Source organism: Cellulomonas sp. P24, from assembly GCF_024704385.1.
In the GTDB taxonomy this organism is placed as follows: domain Bacteria; phylum Actinomycetota; class Actinomycetes; order Actinomycetales; family Cellulomonadaceae; genus JAJDFX01.
In genome coordinates, this window is the sequence record NZ_JAJDFX010000002.1 from 1,413,970 (window position 1) to 1,430,082 (window position 16,113).

12 protein-coding genes and 3 pseudogenes are annotated in these 16,113 nt (G+C 73.1%); 7 read left to right on the forward strand and 8 right to left on the reverse strand.

Annotation, left to right across the window (positions count from 1 at the left end; translation table 11 throughout):
• Positions 1-148: 148 nt before the first annotated feature.
• Both LJB74_RS06600 and LJB74_RS06605 read right to left on the reverse strand, forming a co-directional pair.
• Positions 149-1,192: pseudogene (locus LJB74_RS06600) on the reverse strand (UvrD-helicase domain-containing protein); the annotation flags it as partial.
• Between the two features lie 49 nt (positions 1,193-1,241).
• A complete protein-coding gene (locus LJB74_RS06605) occupies positions 1,242-2,096 on the reverse strand; it encodes a DUF3152 domain-containing protein (RefSeq protein WP_259307786.1) in 855 nt (284 codons plus the stop codon).
• Positions 2,097-2,144: 48 nt separating this feature from the next.
• Between LJB74_RS06605 and LJB74_RS06610 the strand changes: the two genes are divergently transcribed.
• Both LJB74_RS06610 and LJB74_RS06615 read left to right on the forward strand, forming a co-directional pair.
• On the forward strand, positions 2,145-2,864 hold the full coding sequence (locus LJB74_RS06610) for a TetR/AcrR family transcriptional regulator (RefSeq protein WP_259307787.1): 720 nt from the start codon (positions 2,145-2,147) through the stop codon (positions 2,862-2,864).
• Positions 2,865-2,923: 59 nt separating this feature from the next.
• Positions 2,924-3,154, forward strand: a complete 231-nt coding sequence (locus LJB74_RS06615) for a DUF3107 domain-containing protein (protein WP_396125130.1) — start codon at positions 2,924-2,926, stop codon at positions 3,152-3,154.
• Positions 3,155-3,223: 69 nt separating this feature from the next.
• Here the strand turns inward: LJB74_RS06615 and LJB74_RS20840 are convergent.
• A pseudogene (locus tag LJB74_RS20840) lies at positions 3,224-3,921 on the reverse strand (ferritin-like fold-containing protein).
• Positions 3,922-4,239: 318 nt separating this feature from the next.
• Here LJB74_RS20840 and LJB74_RS06630 point away from each other — a divergent pair.
• Positions 4,240-5,895: a DEAD/DEAH box helicase gene (locus LJB74_RS06630; protein ID WP_259307790.1), complete on the forward strand. Its 1,656-nt coding sequence runs from the start codon at positions 4,240-4,242 to the stop codon at positions 5,893-5,895.
• 152 nt (positions 5,896-6,047) lie between these two features.
• Here LJB74_RS06630 and LJB74_RS06635 read toward each other — a convergent pair whose 3' ends face one another.
• Both LJB74_RS06635 and LJB74_RS06640 read right to left on the reverse strand, forming a co-directional pair.
• Positions 6,048-6,671, reverse strand: a complete 624-nt coding sequence (locus LJB74_RS06635) for a MarC family protein (RefSeq protein ID WP_259307791.1) — start codon at positions 6,669-6,671, stop codon at positions 6,048-6,050.
• Positions 6,668-7,510, reverse strand: a complete 843-nt coding sequence (locus tag LJB74_RS06640; protein WP_259307792.1) for a PHP domain-containing protein — start codon at positions 7,508-7,510, stop codon at positions 6,668-6,670. Before LJB74_RS06640 ends, LJB74_RS06635 begins: the two co-directional genes overlap by 4 nt.
• Positions 7,511-7,577: 67 nt before the next feature.
• On the opposite strand from LJB74_RS06640, the gene LJB74_RS06645 reads away from it, so the two are divergent.
• A complete protein-coding gene (locus LJB74_RS06645; RefSeq protein ID WP_259307793.1) occupies positions 7,578-9,125 on the forward strand; it encodes an aminopeptidase P family protein in 1,548 nt (515 codons plus the stop codon).
• A 125-nt stretch (positions 9,126-9,250) separates the two neighbouring features.
• Here LJB74_RS06645 and LJB74_RS06650 read toward each other — a convergent pair whose 3' ends face one another.
• Positions 9,251-9,949, reverse strand: a complete 699-nt coding sequence (locus LJB74_RS06650; protein WP_259307794.1) for a general stress protein — start codon at positions 9,947-9,949, stop codon at positions 9,251-9,253.
• A gap of 114 nt (positions 9,950-10,063) precedes the next feature.
• Between LJB74_RS06650 and LJB74_RS06655 the strand changes: the two are divergent.
• From LJB74_RS06655 to LJB74_RS06665, 3 genes and pseudogenes are all read left to right on the forward strand, one after another.
• Positions 10,064-11,383: pseudogene (locus LJB74_RS06655) on the forward strand (magnesium transporter MgtE N-terminal domain-containing protein).
• Complete coding sequence (locus tag LJB74_RS06660; RefSeq protein WP_259307795.1) at positions 11,376-11,888, forward strand: DUF1003 domain-containing protein; 513 nt, start codon at positions 11,376-11,378, stop codon at positions 11,886-11,888. Before LJB74_RS06655 ends, LJB74_RS06660 begins: the two are co-directional and overlap by 8 nt.
• Before the next feature lie 40 nt (positions 11,889-11,928).
• Positions 11,929-13,077 carry an Mrp/NBP35 family ATP-binding protein gene (locus LJB74_RS06665; protein WP_259307796.1) on the forward strand — a complete coding sequence of 383 codons (1,149 nt, stop codon included), beginning with the start codon at positions 11,929-11,931 and terminating at the stop codon, positions 13,075-13,077.
• Positions 13,078-13,081: 4 nt separating this feature from the next.
• Here LJB74_RS06665 and LJB74_RS06670 read toward each other — a convergent pair whose 3' ends face one another.
• Positions 13,082-13,399, reverse strand: a complete 318-nt coding sequence (locus LJB74_RS06670) for a hypothetical protein (RefSeq protein ID WP_259307797.1) — start codon at positions 13,397-13,399, stop codon at positions 13,082-13,084.
• A 7-nt stretch (positions 13,400-13,406) separates the two neighbouring features.
• Positions 13,407-16,082: a phosphoenolpyruvate carboxylase gene (locus tag LJB74_RS06675; RefSeq protein ID WP_259307798.1), complete on the reverse strand. Its 2,676-nt coding sequence runs from the start codon at positions 16,080-16,082 to the stop codon at positions 13,407-13,409.
• Positions 16,083-16,113 lie beyond the last annotated feature (31 nt).

The following is a 16,113-nucleotide window of genomic DNA, read 5'->3' on the forward strand; positions in this document are numbered from 1 at the left end:
CACGCACCTCGCTGCCGTGCCGCCACACCGTCGGGAGCACGACCCGCGCCGCCCCGAACCGACCCGAGCCGGTGCCGACCGCCTCGGCCGCGGCGACCTGCTGCGGACTGGCACCCCGGAAGGTCTGCACGGCCGCGTCGGGGTCGGCGAGCAGCAGCAGCCGTGCCCCGTCAGCGGCGAGCACGGTCAGCAGGCGACTCATCGCTGCGGTGCTCTCCTGGTGGTCGTCGACCACCACGAGCCGCCACCGGGGCCGAGGGGCTCCCGGGACCTCGTCCTCCCAGGCCTGGAGGGCTTCTGCGGCCTCGTCGACGACGGTGGCCGCGTCGAACCGCTCACCGGCGTCCGGCGTCTGCTGCCGGAGCCGGGTGACTGCCAGGTACTCGCGGTAGAACGCTGCGGCGGCCACCCATTCCGGGCGCCCGTGCTCGGCGCCGAGGCGCGCGAGGTCGACGTCGCCGAGCCCGCGCTCGGCCGCACGCATGAGCAGGTCGCGCAGCTCGTCGCGGAAGCCGCGCAGCCCGAGCACCTCGACCGGCACCGACGTCGGCCAGCCCAGCGGCACCCCCTCGCCGGCGGCGTGGCCCGCGAGGAGGTCGCCGATCACGAGGTCCTGCTCGGGACCGGTGATGAGGGTCGGGAGAGGCTCCCGCAGCAGCGCCGAGCGGGACCTGAGCACCGCGAAGGCCGCCGACGCCGCGGTCCGCACGACGGGGCTCGTCGTGGTGCGCCGCAGCCGCGCCGAGAGTCGGTCCCGCAGGTCCGCCGCACCTCGTCGGGTCGCCGCGAGGACGAGCACGTCCTGCGGGGCGACACCGTGGTCGACGGCAGCCAGCACGGCCTCGACCGCCACCGCCGTCTTGCCCGTCCCCGGGGCACCGAGCACGAGCAGGGCCCCGGCGGCACGCGCGTCGTCCCTGTCGGGTCCGGCAGCACGCCGGGGACCTCCGGCGTCCAGCGCCCCCCACCCCTGCGAGCACCAGGACACGACGGCGCTCTGACCGGCGTCGAGGACCAGGGCGGGCGCGCCCTCGTCGGCGAGCGCGGGGCGCCGGAGCCGCACCGTGGAGACCGCGGACGCCGGACGGGGTGGACCCGCAGCGCGGAGGCGCGACGACGCGCGGGGAGGATGGGCGCCGGTCGTCACGGGACCGATCCCATCACAGGCCACCGACAGGCGTTGCCCCGGCACGGTCGGGCTTCGGCCAGAGGTTCGGCCAGGAGTCCAGCCAGGGCGTCGGTCAGGGGTTCGGCCAGGAGTTCGGCAGGCAGGGTGCCGCCGCGTAGGTCTGCTGCTGCATGACCGGTGCGAGCTCGCCCGCCGCGGGACACGTCACGTGCCCGTGGCCGAGCAGGTGACCGACCTCGTGGTTGACGACGTACTGGCGGTACGTCCGGACGATCCCGCTGAACTCGGGGGTCGCCGTCACCCACCGCGCGTAGTTGATGGTCGCGTGGCCGTTGGTCGCGCACGAGACCTGACTGTTCGTCCGCAGCGGTGCGCACAGCTGGTCGACGGTGGTCGGGGACGCGAGCACCACCCGGTAGTCCGCGTCGTCGTCCGTGCGCGCGAACGAGAACGCGCCACCGGCACCCCAGCCCCGCGGGTCGTTCAGCGTCTCCATCACGTAGGCGGCGAACAACGCTCCGTCGACGTCGAGCCCGTCCTCGACCTCGACCCGCACGGACTTCACCGCACCCGGTCGCGGCGCCGGATCGCTCCCCGGCACGACGACGAGCCGCCCGCTCGCGCTCGTCGGGACGTCCAGCGAGAGCAGCCCCGCGGCGACGTCGTCCGCGGTGCGCGGGTCGGGCGGCACCTGCGTCGTGGGAGCCGCCTGCGTCGACGTGGGGACGGAGGAGGGCGTGGCCGAGGTCACCGGGGTGCTCGGGGCGGTCGACCCGGGGGTCTCGCCGTCGCTCGAGGTGGTCGCGGCGACGTCACTGGTCTGCCCGCGTCCGACGGCGCTCGACCACAGCGCTGCACCGCCGGCACCCACGCTCAGCCCGACGAGGACCACCAGGACAGCCAGGGCGGGGACGGCCGCGCCTCGCGGACCACGGGCCCTCGTACGATGCCGAGGCCTGGACTCCATCCCCCCATGCTCGCACCACCGCGAGGTGGCCACGCATAGTCTTCCCCCATGACCGCCCCCGGTGACAGCGCCGCACGCGGACCACGGATGCCCCGGGACGAGCGTCGGACCCAGATCCTCGCCCTGGCACGCGACCTGTTCGCGACCGAGGGGTACCACCACGTCTCGATGGACGACATCGCCCTGCAGGCCGAGGTCACGAAGCCGGTCCTCTACCGTCACTTCCCGTCCAAGCTCGACCTCTACATGGCCGTGATCGACCAGCGCGGCGAAGACCTCGTGACCGCGGTCGAGGCCGCTCTCGCCCCGGTCGACCGTGACGCCGGTCAGCAGGAGTCCGGGCGGGCCGTCGTCAAGGCCGTCGTCCGTGCGTACTTCGACTTCGTCGCCGGCGCCGGGGAGGCGTCGTCGCTGCTGTTCGAGTCGGACCTCCTGAAGGACCCGGCGATGCGCGAGCAGATCGACGTCGCCTCGTCCTCCGGCTCCGCGCACATCAGCCGGGTGCTCCAGGAGGTCTCCGGCCTGCCCGCCGCGCAGACGGAGCTCCTGGTCACCGGGCTCACCGCGATGGCGCGCACGGCGGCGACGCACCACTTCCGCAGCGCCGAGCCGGGCGACCTCGAGGCGGCCGCGGATCTCGTCGGTCAGCTGGCGTGGGGCGGCATCGCCGCGCTCGTGCGGGCGAACCGACCGGACGACGGCGGTGCGCGGCACGACGGTCCGGCAGCGCCGCCGCCGTCGACCGGCACGCCGTCGGCAACGGCCTAGGATGGTGCAGCGGTGGCCCGGACAAGGGCTGCCGGACACCAGATCGAGGGAGAGTACCCATGGCCGTGGAGATCACGATCGGCGTGCAGAACCAGGCACGTGAGCTCGTGGTGGAGAGCGACCAGGCGCCCGACGAGATCGCTGCCGCCGTCGCCGCCGCCCTCGACGGCGGACCGACACTCACGCTGGTCGACGTCCGTGGTCGTCGGGTCATCGTCCCGACCGCCGTGCTCGGCTACGTGGAGATCGGCACCGACGTCCAGCGCAAGGTCGGCTTCAGCAGCCTCTGAGATACAGCGTCAGCGGCCCCTCAGGCGCAGCGTCAGCAGCCTCTGGGGTGCACCGGGTCGACGCCGCCGTCAGGCGGTGAGGCCCAGCCGCGCCATCCGTCGGGTGTGCTCCGCCGTGAGCTGACCGAACAGCTTCGGCGAGCGGTCGCCGTCGCCGGACGCGTCCACGAGCTCGAGCGTCGCGAGGCGCAGCAGCTCGGGGTGCGTCGCGAGGAGCGTCTGCACCACGCCCAGGGCCTCGCCGACCAGCCGTCGCCCCCACAGGGCGAGCCGCGACACGAGGACGTCGTCGGCGCTTCCCGCCGCGACGAGCTCCGACGCGGCGATGTCCGCGTACGCGACGTCGTCGAGCACCGACAGCACGACCGACCGGGTCTGCTCGTCCAGCCCGCGGGCGAGGTGCCGGCAGAAGTCGTCCGCGACCCCGTAGCCCACGACGGCCTTCAGCAGCCGCTCCCACCACGTGCTGGGGGGGTCCGCGCGTCGAAGTCGTCCAGGACACCGGCGAACGGTGCGACGGCCGTGAGCGGGTCCGCACCCAGCGCGGTCAGCCGGGCGAACAGCCTGCCCTGGCGGGTCATCGCCGCGGCGGACGCCCGAGCCAGCTGGATCTTGTCCTCCAGGGTCGGCGCCTGCGCCGCGTCGGCCGCGAGCCGCTCGAAGGTCGCCAGCTCGAGGGCCGCGACGAGCCCGAGCACGGTCACCTCGTCGGCGACGCTCGCGAGGGAGGGGGTGGACGCCTCAGGGGACGGGGTGGACGAGGTCATCCCTGCAGCCTAGTCCGGACCACCCGACGCGCGGGCTGCCCATCGGGACCTGCCCGCGGCGCCATCCGATAGCATGGCCGTCGTACATCGGTTGCCCGGTCGTCTCGACCTTCTCGCTCCGTCACGTCCACGTCTGTTGACCACCCTGCCGGTCCTGGCAACCCGGTCGGTCCGGACGCGCACGTCACGCGGGCGGCGTACTTCCACGATCGGCTGCCGGCCAACCTCTGGCGGCGACGGACCTCACGGCCCGCGCGCCGAGTCACGCGAGCACGTCACGCGCGGCGCTCCGCCAGCCGAATGCTGTGAGGCATCCGCATGACCTATGACACCGAGACCGAGACACCCGCTCCTGGCGACCTGAGCACGTCCACCGACGCGGCGAGCCAGCCGCACAGCTCCATCCACGTCGCCGACAAGTCGTTCGCCGACTTCGACATCCGCCGCGAGATCGTCGACGCGCTCGCCGACGTCGGCATCGTGTCCCCCTTCGCGATCCAGGCGATGACGCTCCCGGTGGCTCTCGCCGGCGGCGACATCATCGGCCAGGCGAAGACGGGCACCGGCAAGACCCTGGGGTTCGGCATCCCGCTGCTGAACCGTGCCGTGGCGCCGGGCGAGGAGGGCTACGACGCACTCCCGGCCCCCGGGAAGCCCCAGGCCCTCGTGGTCGTCCCGACCCGTGAGCTCGCGGTGCAGGTCGCCGGCGACCTCAGCACGGCGTCCGCGCGCCGGTCGGTCCGCGTCGTCCAGCTCTACGGAGGCCGCGCCTACGAGCCCCAGGTCGCATCGCTGTCCGCCGGCGTCGAGGTCGTGGTCGGGACGCCCGGCCGCATGATCGACCTGATGAACCAGGGCTACCTGGACCTGTCGCACGTGCGCACCGTCGTGCTCGACGAGGCCGACGAGATGCTCGACCTCGGGTTCCTCCCGGACGTCGAGAAGCTGCTGTCCCGCACGCCCGCCACCCGGCACACGATGCTCTTCTCGGCGACCATGCCGGGTGCGGTCGTCGCCATGGCCCGCCGCTACATGACGCAGCCCACCCACATCCGCGCGAGCGAGCCGGACGACCCGGGCGTCACGCTCAAGACCATCAAGCAGGTCGTCTACCGCGCGCACGCCCTCGACAAGGTCGAGGTCCTCGCCCGGATCCTGCAGGCCCAGGGCCGCGGTCTGACGATCGTGTTCGCGCGCACCAAGCGCACCGCGGCGAAGGTCTCCGACGAGCTCGTCGAGCGCGGCTTCGCCGCCGGTGCGATCCACGGCGACCTCGGCCAGGGGGCACGCGAGCAGGCGCTGCGGGCGTTCCGTCACGGCAAGGTCGACGTGCTCGTCGCGACGGACGTCGCCGCGCGGGGCATCGACGTCGACGACGTCACGCACGTCGTGAACTATCAGTGCCCCGAGGACGAGAAGACCTACCTGCACCGCACCGGTCGCACGGGCCGGGCGGGGAAGACCGGGACGGCCGTCACGTTCGTCGACTGGGACGACGTCCCGCGCTGGGGCCTGATCGACAAGGCTCTCGGCCTCGGCATCCCGGAGCCGGTCGAGACCTACTCGAGCTCACCCCACCTGTACACCGAGCTCGACATCCCGGCCGGCACCAAGGGTCGGCTGCCCAAGTCGGCGCAGGTGCGTGCCGGTCTCGACGCCGAGGTGCTCGAGGACCTCGGGGAGACGGGCAAGCGTCACACCTCGGCGGCGCCGCGCTCCGGCGGGCGCGACTCCGGCCCGCGTGGCGGTCGCGACTCCGGCCCGCGTGGCGGTCGGGGCTCGGGCCCGCGCGAGAACCGTGAGGGCGGCCGCGGGCACAACGACGCCGCAGCGAAGCCGACGACCGACTCCTCCACCCAGCCTGCTGCTCGTGCGGGCGAGGAGGGCACCGGTCGTCCGAAGCGCAACCGCAACCGCCGCCGTACACGCGGTGGCCGCCCCTCCGAGCAGGCCGGCGGCGACGCCCAGGCCTGACCGCTCGACCTCATGGAACGCCGCCGGGCAGGGCTGCCCGGCGGCGTTCCTCTGCCGTTCCCGTGGCTGCCGCGGCCGTCCGGCGGCCGTCCCGTGCGGCGCGGAGTGCGGTCCAGCATGCGGTCCGGCGTGCGGTCCGGCCCCTGCCCGGGCTACCCCGCGGCGATGAAGGCCTTGACCGCGTCCGCGACGAGCTGCACGGCGATCGCCGCGAGCAGCAGACCGGCGATGCGGCTCACGAGCGTCGTCCCGCTGTCCTTGAGGATGCGGTGCACGACGTTGGCGAACCGCATCGCGAGGAAGAGGCAGATGTGCACCGCCACGACGCCGAGCGCGATTGCGACGACGTCCTGCACGGACCCGGTGCTGCGCTGGACGAACACCATCGTCGCGACGATCGCCCCGGGGCCGGCGAGCAGCGGCGTGCCCAGCGGCACCATCGCGACGTTCACCCCGGCGTTCCCGGACGGTGTGGGCTCCTCCATCTTGCCGGTCAGGAGCTCCATCGCGACGAACAGCAGGAGCAGCCCGCCCGAGGCCTGGAGCGCCGGGAGCGAGATGTGCATGTAGGTCAGGAGCTGCTGACCGAACACCGCGAACGAGACGATCACCCCGAACGCCACGACGATCGCCTGCCGTGCGGCGTGCTTCCGTTGCCGCGACGTCATCGCCCCGGTCAGGCTCAGGAAGATCGGCACGGTCCCGGGCGGGTCCATGATGACGAACAACGTGATGAAGACCTCGGTGAACAGCCGGAGGTCGATGACCGCACTCATGCGCGCACCACCGCGGCCGCGGCACGGCCCTCGATGCGGGCCAGCGTCGTGGGGTCGGTGAGGTTCTCCCCGAGGACGTTCGGCTTGCCGGCCCCGTGGTAGTCGCTCGCACCCGTGACGAGCAGACCGAGCCGGGCCGCGAGCGCGGTGAGCCGCTCGACCTGCGCCGGCGGGTTGTCCCGGTGGTGCACCTCCAGGCCCACGAGCCCGGCCACCGTCAGCTCCTCGATCGCCGCGTCGTCGATCACCCGTCCGCGCTGCTCGGCACCCGGGTGCGCGAGGACCGGGACCCCGCCGGCGGTCAGCACGAGCTCGATCACCTCGAGGGCCGTCGGCGCGTGGTGGCGCACGTAGTAGCGCGAGCTGGGGAGCAGCATCGCGGTGAACGCAGCGCTCCTGTCCGTGACGATGCCCTTCGCGACGAGGGCGTCGGCGATGTGGGGCCGCCCGACCGTCGCGCCGATCGCGGTCTGCGCGACGACGTCCTCCCAGGTCAGGTCGTAGTCCTCGGAGAGCCGGTCGACCATGGTCCGTGCCCGGGTGACCCGCGCGGTCTTCGTCGCCCGCATCGCGTCGGCGAGCGGCGCGGACGTCGGGTCCTGGAGGTAGCTGAGGACGTGCACGCTGACGCCGGCCGCCGTCGCCGTCACCTCGCTCCCGAGGACGAGCGCGATGCCCTGCTCCCGGGCCGCTGCGGTGGCCTCGGCCCAGCCGTCCGTGGTGTCGTGGTCGGTGAGCGCGACGACGTCGAGACCGGCGGTCACCGCCTGGGCGATCACCTGCGACGGGGAGTCGGTCCCGTCGGACGCGGTGGAGTGGGTATGCAGGTCGATGCGCACCCCGCCAGCCTAGGGGGCCACAGACCCGGTGTCGGACCCTCCGCGGCGGGGTGGGACGATGGGTGCCATGAGTGCGGACCAGACCTCCCAGCAGCCCGACGGTACCCACCAGCCCCTCGACAGCCGCGGCAGCAACCGGTCCCAGCGACCGACGTCCGCGGCGTTCCTCGAGTTCGTGACCTCCGGGTGGGGTGACCGGCCGACATCCACCGCACGTCCGGGACCCGCGGCGGACTTCACGGCCGCCCGCCGCGCGCGGCTGTCCGCGATGTTCCCGGGCGAGCGGCTCGTCGTCCCGGCCGGCACGTTCCGGGTTCGTTCCAACGACACCGACTACCGGTTCCGCCCGCACTCGGCGTTCGCCCACCTGACCGGGCTCGGCGCCGAGCACGAGCCCGACGCGGTCCTCGTGCTCCACCCGCGCCCCGAGCAGGACGGCGACGACGGCGCGGACACCGGGCACGACGCGGTCCTGTACCTGCGTCCGCTCGCGGGACGCGACACCGAGGAGTTCTTCGCCGACTCGCGCTACGGCGAGTTCTGGGTCGGGGCGCGTCCGACGCTCGAGGACGTCGGCGTCGAGACCGGCATCACGACGGCCCACCTGGACGACCTGCGCGACGCGATCTCGAAGGACGCCGGTCCCGACGGGGTCCAGGTGCTCGTCGTGCCCGGAGCCGACGAGGCCGTCGAGGCGCTGGTCGAGGAGATCCGCGCTGGGCACCAGGTCGGTGAGCGCGACGAGAAGCTCGCCGAGGCGCTCTCCGAGCTGCGACTGCTGAAGGACGCCTACGAGGTCGAGCAGCTGCGGGCGGCCGTGGCCGCGACCGCCGAGGGCTTCGACAAGGTGCTGCGCAACCTCCCGCGCGCGGTCGCGCACCGCCGCGGCGAGCGCGTGATCGAGGGGACGTTCGACGCCCACGCCCGCGAGGAGGGCAACGCCGTCGGGTACGACACGATCGCCGCCGCGGGCGAGCACGCGACCACCCTGCACTGGACCGACAACGACGGCGTCGTGCGACCCGGTGAGCTCGTGCTGATCGACGCCGGTGTCGAGGTCGACTCGCTGTACACCGCGGACGTCACCCGCACGATCCCGGTCGACGGGACCTTCACCGAGGTCCAGCGCCGCATCTACCAGGCCGTGCTCGACGCCGCCGACGCCGCCTTCGCGGTCGCGGTCCCGGGCGCCAAGTTCCGGGACGTGCACGCTGCGGCGATGGAGGTCATCGCCGCCCGCCTCGCCGAGTGGGGCCTGCTCCCGGTGACCGCCGAGGAGTCGCTCTCCCCAGACGGCCAGCAGCACCGCCGCTGGATGGTGCACGGCACGAGCCACCACCTGGGGCTGGACGTGCACGACTGCGCGCAGGCCCGCCGTGAGATGTACCTGGACGCCACGATCGAGCCCGGCATGGTGTTCACGATCGAGCCCGGGCTGTACTTCAAGTCCGACGACCTGCGGGTCCCGCCGGAGTACCGCGGGATCGGTGTGCGGATCGAGGACGACGTGCTCGTGACCGCGGACGGGAACGAGAACCTCTCGGCGGCGCTGCCGCGTCGACCGGACGACGTCGAGGCGTGGATGGCGCGTCTGGCGGCTTCGCCGGCGGAGTGACCGACGCCGCGCGGGCACGACTCCGGTGCCCGCGCGGACCACGTCGGCGCGTCAGGTCGGGACTGGGCCGTGGTTCAGGACTGCGCGCGGGTCAGGACGAGGCGCGGGCGAAGGCGAGGCGCGGGTCAGGACGACGCAGCGCCGTCACCCGTGTGTGACGAGTCAGCCGGCGGCTGGGTCACAGGTGGCGGCGTCACGGGCGGCTGCGTCGAGGGTGACGGCGTCGAAGGCGGCTGGGTGCCGACCGGCTGCTCGGCACCGGACGGTGGGACCACGGGCTGCCCGACGGGCGCGCCGGCCTGGCCCACCGGAGTCTGGGCCATCCAGCCGCTGCGCACACCGCCGATCTTCTGCAGGAGGTTGCGGGCCTTGTTCGCCTCGGACGCGGCGCAGAGCACCGCGTAGCTGCTCGCGACGATCTGGCTGGCGGACGTGAAGTCCCGCTTGCCGCCCGTGAACGAGAAGCTGATCACCGAGAACAGCATCCCGAACGCGGCACCGATGAAGATGGCCGCCATCAGGGTCGAGCTCGATCCCCCGCTCGAGGACGTGAACCACAGCAGGAGCAGGCCCACGAACGTGCCGAACCAGGCACCCGAGGCAGCGCCCGCCATGGCGACCCGCGGGTAGGAGAGCCGACCGGTCACCCGCTCGACCATCCGCAGGTCCGTCCCGACGATCGTCACGAGCTGCACCGGGAACTGCGAGTCGGAGAGGTGGTCGACGGCGCGCTGCGCCTCGAGATACGTGCCGTAGGACGCCACGAGCTCGCCCTGCGGCAGGGTGGGGGTGGACGGGACACGCGTCGGACGGGTGAAAGACATGCCGCCATCATCCCGCAGGCCCCGGACGGTCGCCATGCCCGCGCCACATCCTGGTGGCATCCCGGCTGCCGTGGCGCCGGTCGCCCGTCACTCTGCGGCGCTAGGCTGACCGCCGTGAGCAGCACGGGAACTCGGGTGTTCGTCGCGCGTCTCGCCGGTACCTCCGTCTTCGACCCCGTCGGCGACCTGGTCGGGCGGGTCCGCGACGTCGTCGTGCTGCTCCGACCGAAGCTCGCACCGCGTGCGGTCGGCCTGGTCGTCGAGGTGCCGGGACGCCGTCGCGTGTTCCTCCCGTTGACCCGGGTGACCAGCATCGACGTCGGTCAGGTGATCTCCACCGGGCTGGTGAACATGCGCCGGTTCGAGCAGCGCGCGGCCGAGACCCTGGCCGTCGGCGAGCTCTTCGACCGGACGGTCGAGTTCGTCGACGGGACGGGAAGCGCCTCGGTCGAGGACCTCGCGATCGAGAAGCAGCGCAACGGTGACTGGCTGCTCACCCAGATCTTCGTGCGCCGCCACGTGCCGTCCGGCAAGGGCGGGCTGCTGCGCCGCCGGGGCGAGACCCTCGTCGTCGACTGGAACGCCGTCGCGAGCCTCGCCGGCGGGACGGAGGGGCAGGGCGCCGCGCTGCTGCTGGCCGCCTACGAGGACCTGAAGCCGGCCGACCTGGCCGACGTGCTGCACGACCTCGGCGCGACCCGCCAGCTCGAGGTCGCGAACGCGCTCGACAACGAGCGCCTGGCCGACGTCCTCGAGGAGCTGCCGGAGGACGACCAGGTCGCGATCCTGTCGGGGCTCGACCGCGACCGCGCGGCCGACGTCCTCGAGGCCATGCAGCCCGATGACGCCGCCGACCTCCTCGGTGACCTCCCGCAGGACGAGGCCGCCGAGCTCCTCGAGCTGATGGAGCCCTAGGAGGCGCGCGACGTCCGGCGTCTGCTCGCGTACGAGGACCGCACCGCCGGTGGTCTCATGACCACGGAACCGGTCGTGCTCGGCCCCGAGACCCCGATCGCCGCGGCGCTCGCTCACGTCCGCCGCCAGGACCTCACCCCTGCCCTCGCGTCGATGGTGTTCGTCGTGCGGCCGCCGCTCGAGACGCCGACAGGAAGGTTCCTCGGCGTCGTGCACCTGCAGCGGATGCTCCGCGAGGCACCGCACGAGCCGCTCGGTGCGATCCTCGACTCGGACATCGAGGCCGTCGCCCCGCACGCCCCTCTGCTCAAGGTGACGCGACTGCTCGCGACCTACAACCTGCTCGCGCTCCCGGTGCTCGACAAGGAGAAGCGGCTGCTCGGCGTCGTGAGCGTGGACGACGTCCTCGACCACCTGCTGCCCGAGGACTGGCGCGAGGGCGAGGAGGCCGACGAGGCGCTTCCGACCGCCGACGGTTCCGGCACGTCGACCCCGACGGAGGTGACCCGCCATGGCTGAGCGCCTGGACACGCCCAAGGAGATCCGCCGGTCGTTCCTGCCCCGGGTCCAGCGGAACCCGGACACCGTCGGTCGGATCGCCGAGCGGTTCGCCCGCTTCATGGGGACCGGCAGGTTCCTGCTCTACATGTCCGGCTTCGTGGTGCTGTGGGTCACGCTCAACGTCGTCGGCGCCAAGAGCGCGCACTGGGACGCCTACCCGTTCATCCTGCTCAACCTGTTCTTCTCGGTCCAGGCGTCCTACGCGGCGCCGCTGATCCTGCTCGCGCAGAACCGTCAGGACGACCGCGACCGGGTCGCGATCGAGCAGGACCGGCTCCGTGCCGACCGCGCGCTGGCGGACACCGAGTACCTGGCCCGCGAGATGGCGGCGCTCCGCATCGCCCTGAGCGAGGTCGCGACGCGCGACTTCGTGCGGTCCGAGCTGCGCAACCTGCTCGAGGACATCGGTGACGAGCGCGACACCGCCGCGGAGGCCGCGACGCGTGACCCGTCCGGACGCTGACGCGTCGGGGCGAGCCGCTCGGCGACCTACGATGGACCCCATGCCGGAGACCTCCACCCTCGAAGACGCCGTTCGTGCCGCCATGGCCACCGTGATCGACCCGGAGATCCGGCGTCCGATCACCGAGCTCGGGATGCTGCGATCGGTCACCGTGCAGGACGGACCGGCGGGCGCGAACGTGGTCGTCGGCGTCGACCTCACCGTGGCCGGGTGCCCGATGAAGGACACCTTGACCAAGGACATCCGGTCGGTCGGGATGTCCGTCGAGGGTGTCGCGTCGGTCCGGGTCGACCTGGGGGTCATGAGCGCCGAGCAGCGCGCCGAGCTCCGGTCGCAGCTGCGCGGCGGTGTCGCGGAGCCCGAGATCCCGTTCTCGAAGCCGGGATCGCTCACACGCGTCTACGCGATCGCCTCCGGGAAGGGCGGGGTCGGCAAGTCGTCGGTCACCGCGAACCTCGCGGTCGCGATGGCGGCGGACGGGCTGCGGGTCGGCGTGGTCGACGCGGACATCTACGGCTTCTCGATCCCCCGCATGCTCGGCGTGAGCCAGCCGCCGACCCGGGTCGACGACATGCTGCTCCCCCCGGTCGCGCACAACGTCAAGGTCATCTCGATCGGGATGTTCGTCACCGCGGGCCAGCCGGTCGTGTGGCGCGGCCCGATGCTGCACCGCGCGCTCCAGCAGTTCCTCGCCGACGTGTTCTGGGGCGACCTCGACGTCCTCCTGCTCGACCTCCCGCCCGGAACCGGTGACATCGCGATCTCGGTCGCCCAGCTCCTGCCGAGCTCCGAGCTCGTGGTGGTGACCACCCCGCAGCTCGCCGCGGCCGAGGTCGCCGAGCGCGCCGGTTCGATCGCGACCCAGACGCGGCAGAACATCGTCGGCGTGGTGGAGAACATGTCGTGGCTCGAGCAGCCCGACGGCACGCGCCTCGAGGTGTTCGGCACCGGTGGCGGCGCACGGGTCGCGGAGAACCTCGCGAGCCTCACGGGTGCATCCGTCCCGCTCCTCGGCCAGGTCCCGCTCGACCTCCGGCTGCGTGAGGCGGGCGACGACGGCGTCCCCGTCGTGCTGACGTCCCCCGAGTCTCCCGCGGCCATCGCCCTGCGCGAGGTCGCCCGGACGCTCGCGACCCGGTCCCGCGGTCTCGCGGGTCGGCCGCTCGGGCTCACCCCGACGACGCCCTGACCCGTCAGGACGTCGTCGACCGCCCGGCGCCGGTCCGTACGGGCTCCCAGCGGGAGCCCCAGCGCCGGGTGACCCGCGGGTCCCGGACCTCGGCGAGCCGGGCGACGGTCGCGCGCACCCGCGCACCGACACCGAGCGCCTCGGCGTCGTCCGCTGCGGTGAAGCGCACGGTGACGCGCGCCTGACCGTGCACGATGCCCACGTCGTAGGCCTCGACGGTCACGACGTCGCGTGCGGCCTGCGCAGCCGCGGGCAGCACGTCCTGCGGTGCCACGCCCGGCGCGAGCACACCCACGCCGAGCGTGACCCGGAACGACGGCACGGGACGCTCAGCCGGTGTTCTGCAGCCCGGCGGCCACACCGTTGACGCTGAGCAGCAGCAGCTGACGCAGCCCCTCGACCTCGTCGGGCTCGACCCCGGACCGCAGCCGCTTGAGCGCGCGGAGCTGGAGCAGAGACAGGGCGTCGACGTACGGGCTGCGCAGCTGGACGGCCCGGCCGAGCACCCGGCGCCGCGACAGGACCTCGTCGCTGCCGGTGATCGCCAGGACCCAGCGCCGGGTCAGCGCCATCTCCTCGAGCACGAGGTCCGCGAGGTCCTGACGCTCGCCGAGGGCCAGGTACCGGCTCGCGATGCGCCGGTCGGTCTTCGCGAGGGACATCTCCACGTTGTCGATGACGGTCGTGAACAACGGCCAGCCCGCGTACGCGGCACGCAGCTCGTCGAGGTCGCCGACGGCGTCGAGCGCGGTGCCGAGCCCGAACCAGCCGGCGAGGTTCGTCCGGGCCTGGGACCACGAGAACACCCACGGGATCGCGCGCAGGTCGTCGAGGGACTCGACCGAGAGCCCACGGCGGGCCGGGCGCGACCCGAGCGGGAGCAGCCCGATCTCCTCGAGCGGAGTGACCTCGGCGAACCACTGCGGGAAGCCCTCGGCCCGCACCAACGAGTAGAACCGGTCACGCGACGTCCGGTCGAGGAGCTCCGCGAGCGGGGCGAAACGCGCGGTCGAGGCGGCATTGCGCTGCTCGACGGACGGTGCACCGGCGAGGAGCGTGGCAGCGGCCACCTGCTCGATGTGGCGTGAGGCGATGACCGGGTCGCCGTAGCGCGCGAAGATGACCTCACCCTGCTCGGTGAGCTTGAAACGGCCGTCGACCGACCCGGGCGGCTGCGCGAGCAACGCCCGGTTGGCGGGGCCGCCCCCACGGCCGAGCGCGCCACCACGGCCGTGGAACAACGTCAACGTGATGTGGTGGCGGTGCGCCCAGTCGGCGATCCGGCTCTGCGCGACATCCAGGGCGAGGGTCGCCGAGACGGGTCCGACGTCCTTCGAGGAGTCCGAGTAGCCGAGCATGACCTCGACCCGCCGGCCGTTGGCAGCGAGCCGCTGCTGCACGATCGGCAGCTCGAGCATCGCATCGAGGATGTCGACGCTCGCCTGGAGGTCCGCGAAGGTCTCGAACAGCGGGACGGCGTCGATCACCGGCGCCTGGCTCGGGTCGGGGAAGACGAGCGACGCGAGCTCGTAGACCGCGGCCAGGTGCTCCGGGCGCTGCGTGAACGAGACGATGTAGCGGCGCGCGGCCTCGACGCCGTGACGCCGCTGTACCGCACTGATCGCCCGGAACGTGTCGAGGACCTCCTGCGTGCGCGGCTGCAGCGGGCCGTCGATGCCGTGCTCGGCGATGTCGGCGAGCGCGGCCTCGTGCACCTGGGAGTGCTGACGGATCTCGAGCTCGGCGAGGTGGAAGCCGAAGGTCTGCACCTGCCAGATGAGGCGCTGCAGGTCGCCGTACGCCGCGCGCGCGGCACCGGCCTCGACCAGCGACCGCTGGACGACCGCGAGGTCCGCCTCGAGCTGGTCGGCCCCGGTGTAGGCGAGGTCGGCGTCGCGGAGGCGGGTCGCCGCGATCCGCTCGGCGATCACGATCAGCGCCCGCCGGTGCGGCTGGCCCGGTGCGCCCTCGGTCGCCCGCGCGGTGACGACCTCGGAGAACTCGCGCTGGCGCTGCCAGAGCGCGAGCAGCTCGGCCGAGGGCGGGGTGCCGACGCCGTCGAGCGTGAGGACGTGCGCCGTGCGGCGCGCGGCCGACTCCAGCGCGGTGAGGATGTGCTCGGACGCGATGACGGCGGCCGCACGCGTGACCTCGGAGGTGACGTTCGGGTTGCCGTCGCGGTCGCCACCGATCCACGAGCCGAGGCGGACGAACGGCCGCACGATCGGCTCCCGCGCACCGGCGTGCTCACCCTGGAGCCAGTCGTCGAGGCGCCGGTAGACGGACGGGAACACGTCGAAGAACGTCGAGTCGAACACGGCCATGACGCTGTGGATCTCGTCCAGCACGGTCGGCTTCGACGCGCGCAACGGCGAGGTCCGCCACAGCACGTCGATCTCGGCCAGCAGCCGGCGCTCGTTCTCGGCGAGCGAGATGCCGCCGGCGGTCATCCCGTCCCGCTCGGCGACGAGGTCGGAGATCCGCCGGATCGAGTTGGCGACCGAACGGCGCCGCGCCTCGGTCGGGTGCGCGGTGACGACCGGACGGAACTCGAGGTTGCGCAGCCGCTCGAGGGCTGCGTCCTGACCGATCTCCTTGGCGAGCTCGACGACGGCCGACGGGAGCGAGTCGTCCGGGGCGAGCTCGTGCGGTGCGAGGACGGACTCCCGCTCACGGAGCATGCGGATGCGGTGGTACTCCTCGGCGAGGTTCGCCAGGTGGAAGTAGCACGTGAAGGCCCGTGCGACCTGCTCGGCGCGGTGCTCGGAGAAGCTCTCGACGAGGTCCTCCGCGAGCTCGAGCGCATCGGTCTCGGACTCGTCGTGCGCGCGGATCGTCAGCTCGCGCAGGCGCTCGACGTCGGCGAGGAGGTCGTCGCCGCCGGCCTCGCGGAGCACGGTGCCGAGCAGCCCGCCGAGCAGGCGGACGTCGTTGCGCAGCGGGTCAGGGACCTCATGGCGCGCAAGACCTCGGCGGACGTCCTGGGGAGAGATGTCGGCTGCCACAGGTCGAAGAGTAGGTCACGGATGTGTCAAC

Excerpts from the sequence above, each read along its gene's own strand:
- LJB74_RS06615 (WP_396125130.1), top strand. The coding sequence starts at position 2,924 with ATGGCCGTGGAGATCACGATCGGCGTGCAGAACCAGGCACGTGAGCTC.
- LJB74_RS06665 (WP_259307796.1), top strand. The coding sequence starts at position 11,929 with ATGCCGGAGACCTCCACCCTCGAAGACGCCGTTCGTGCCGCCATGGCC.
- LJB74_RS06645 (WP_259307793.1), top strand. The coding sequence starts at position 7,578 with ATGAGTGCGGACCAGACCTCCCAGCAGCCCGACGGTACCCACCAGCCC.
- LJB74_RS06660 (WP_259307795.1), top strand. The coding sequence starts at position 11,376 with ATGGCTGAGCGCCTGGACACGCCCAAGGAGATCCGCCGGTCGTTCCTG.
- LJB74_RS06630 (WP_259307790.1), top strand. The coding sequence starts at position 4,240 with ATGACCTATGACACCGAGACCGAGACACCCGCTCCTGGCGACCTGAGC.
- LJB74_RS06610 (WP_259307787.1), top strand. The coding sequence starts at position 2,145 with ATGACCGCCCCCGGTGACAGCGCCGCACGCGGACCACGGATGCCCCGG.
- LJB74_RS06650 (WP_259307794.1), bottom strand. The coding sequence starts at position 9,949 with ATGTCTTTCACCCGTCCGACGCGTGTCCCGTCCACCCCCACCCTGCCG.
- LJB74_RS06605 (WP_259307786.1), bottom strand. The coding sequence starts at position 2,096 with ATGGAGTCCAGGCCTCGGCATCGTACGAGGGCCCGTGGTCCGCGAGGC.
- LJB74_RS06635 (WP_259307791.1), bottom strand. The coding sequence starts at position 6,671 with ATGAGTGCGGTCATCGACCTCCGGCTGTTCACCGAGGTCTTCATCACG.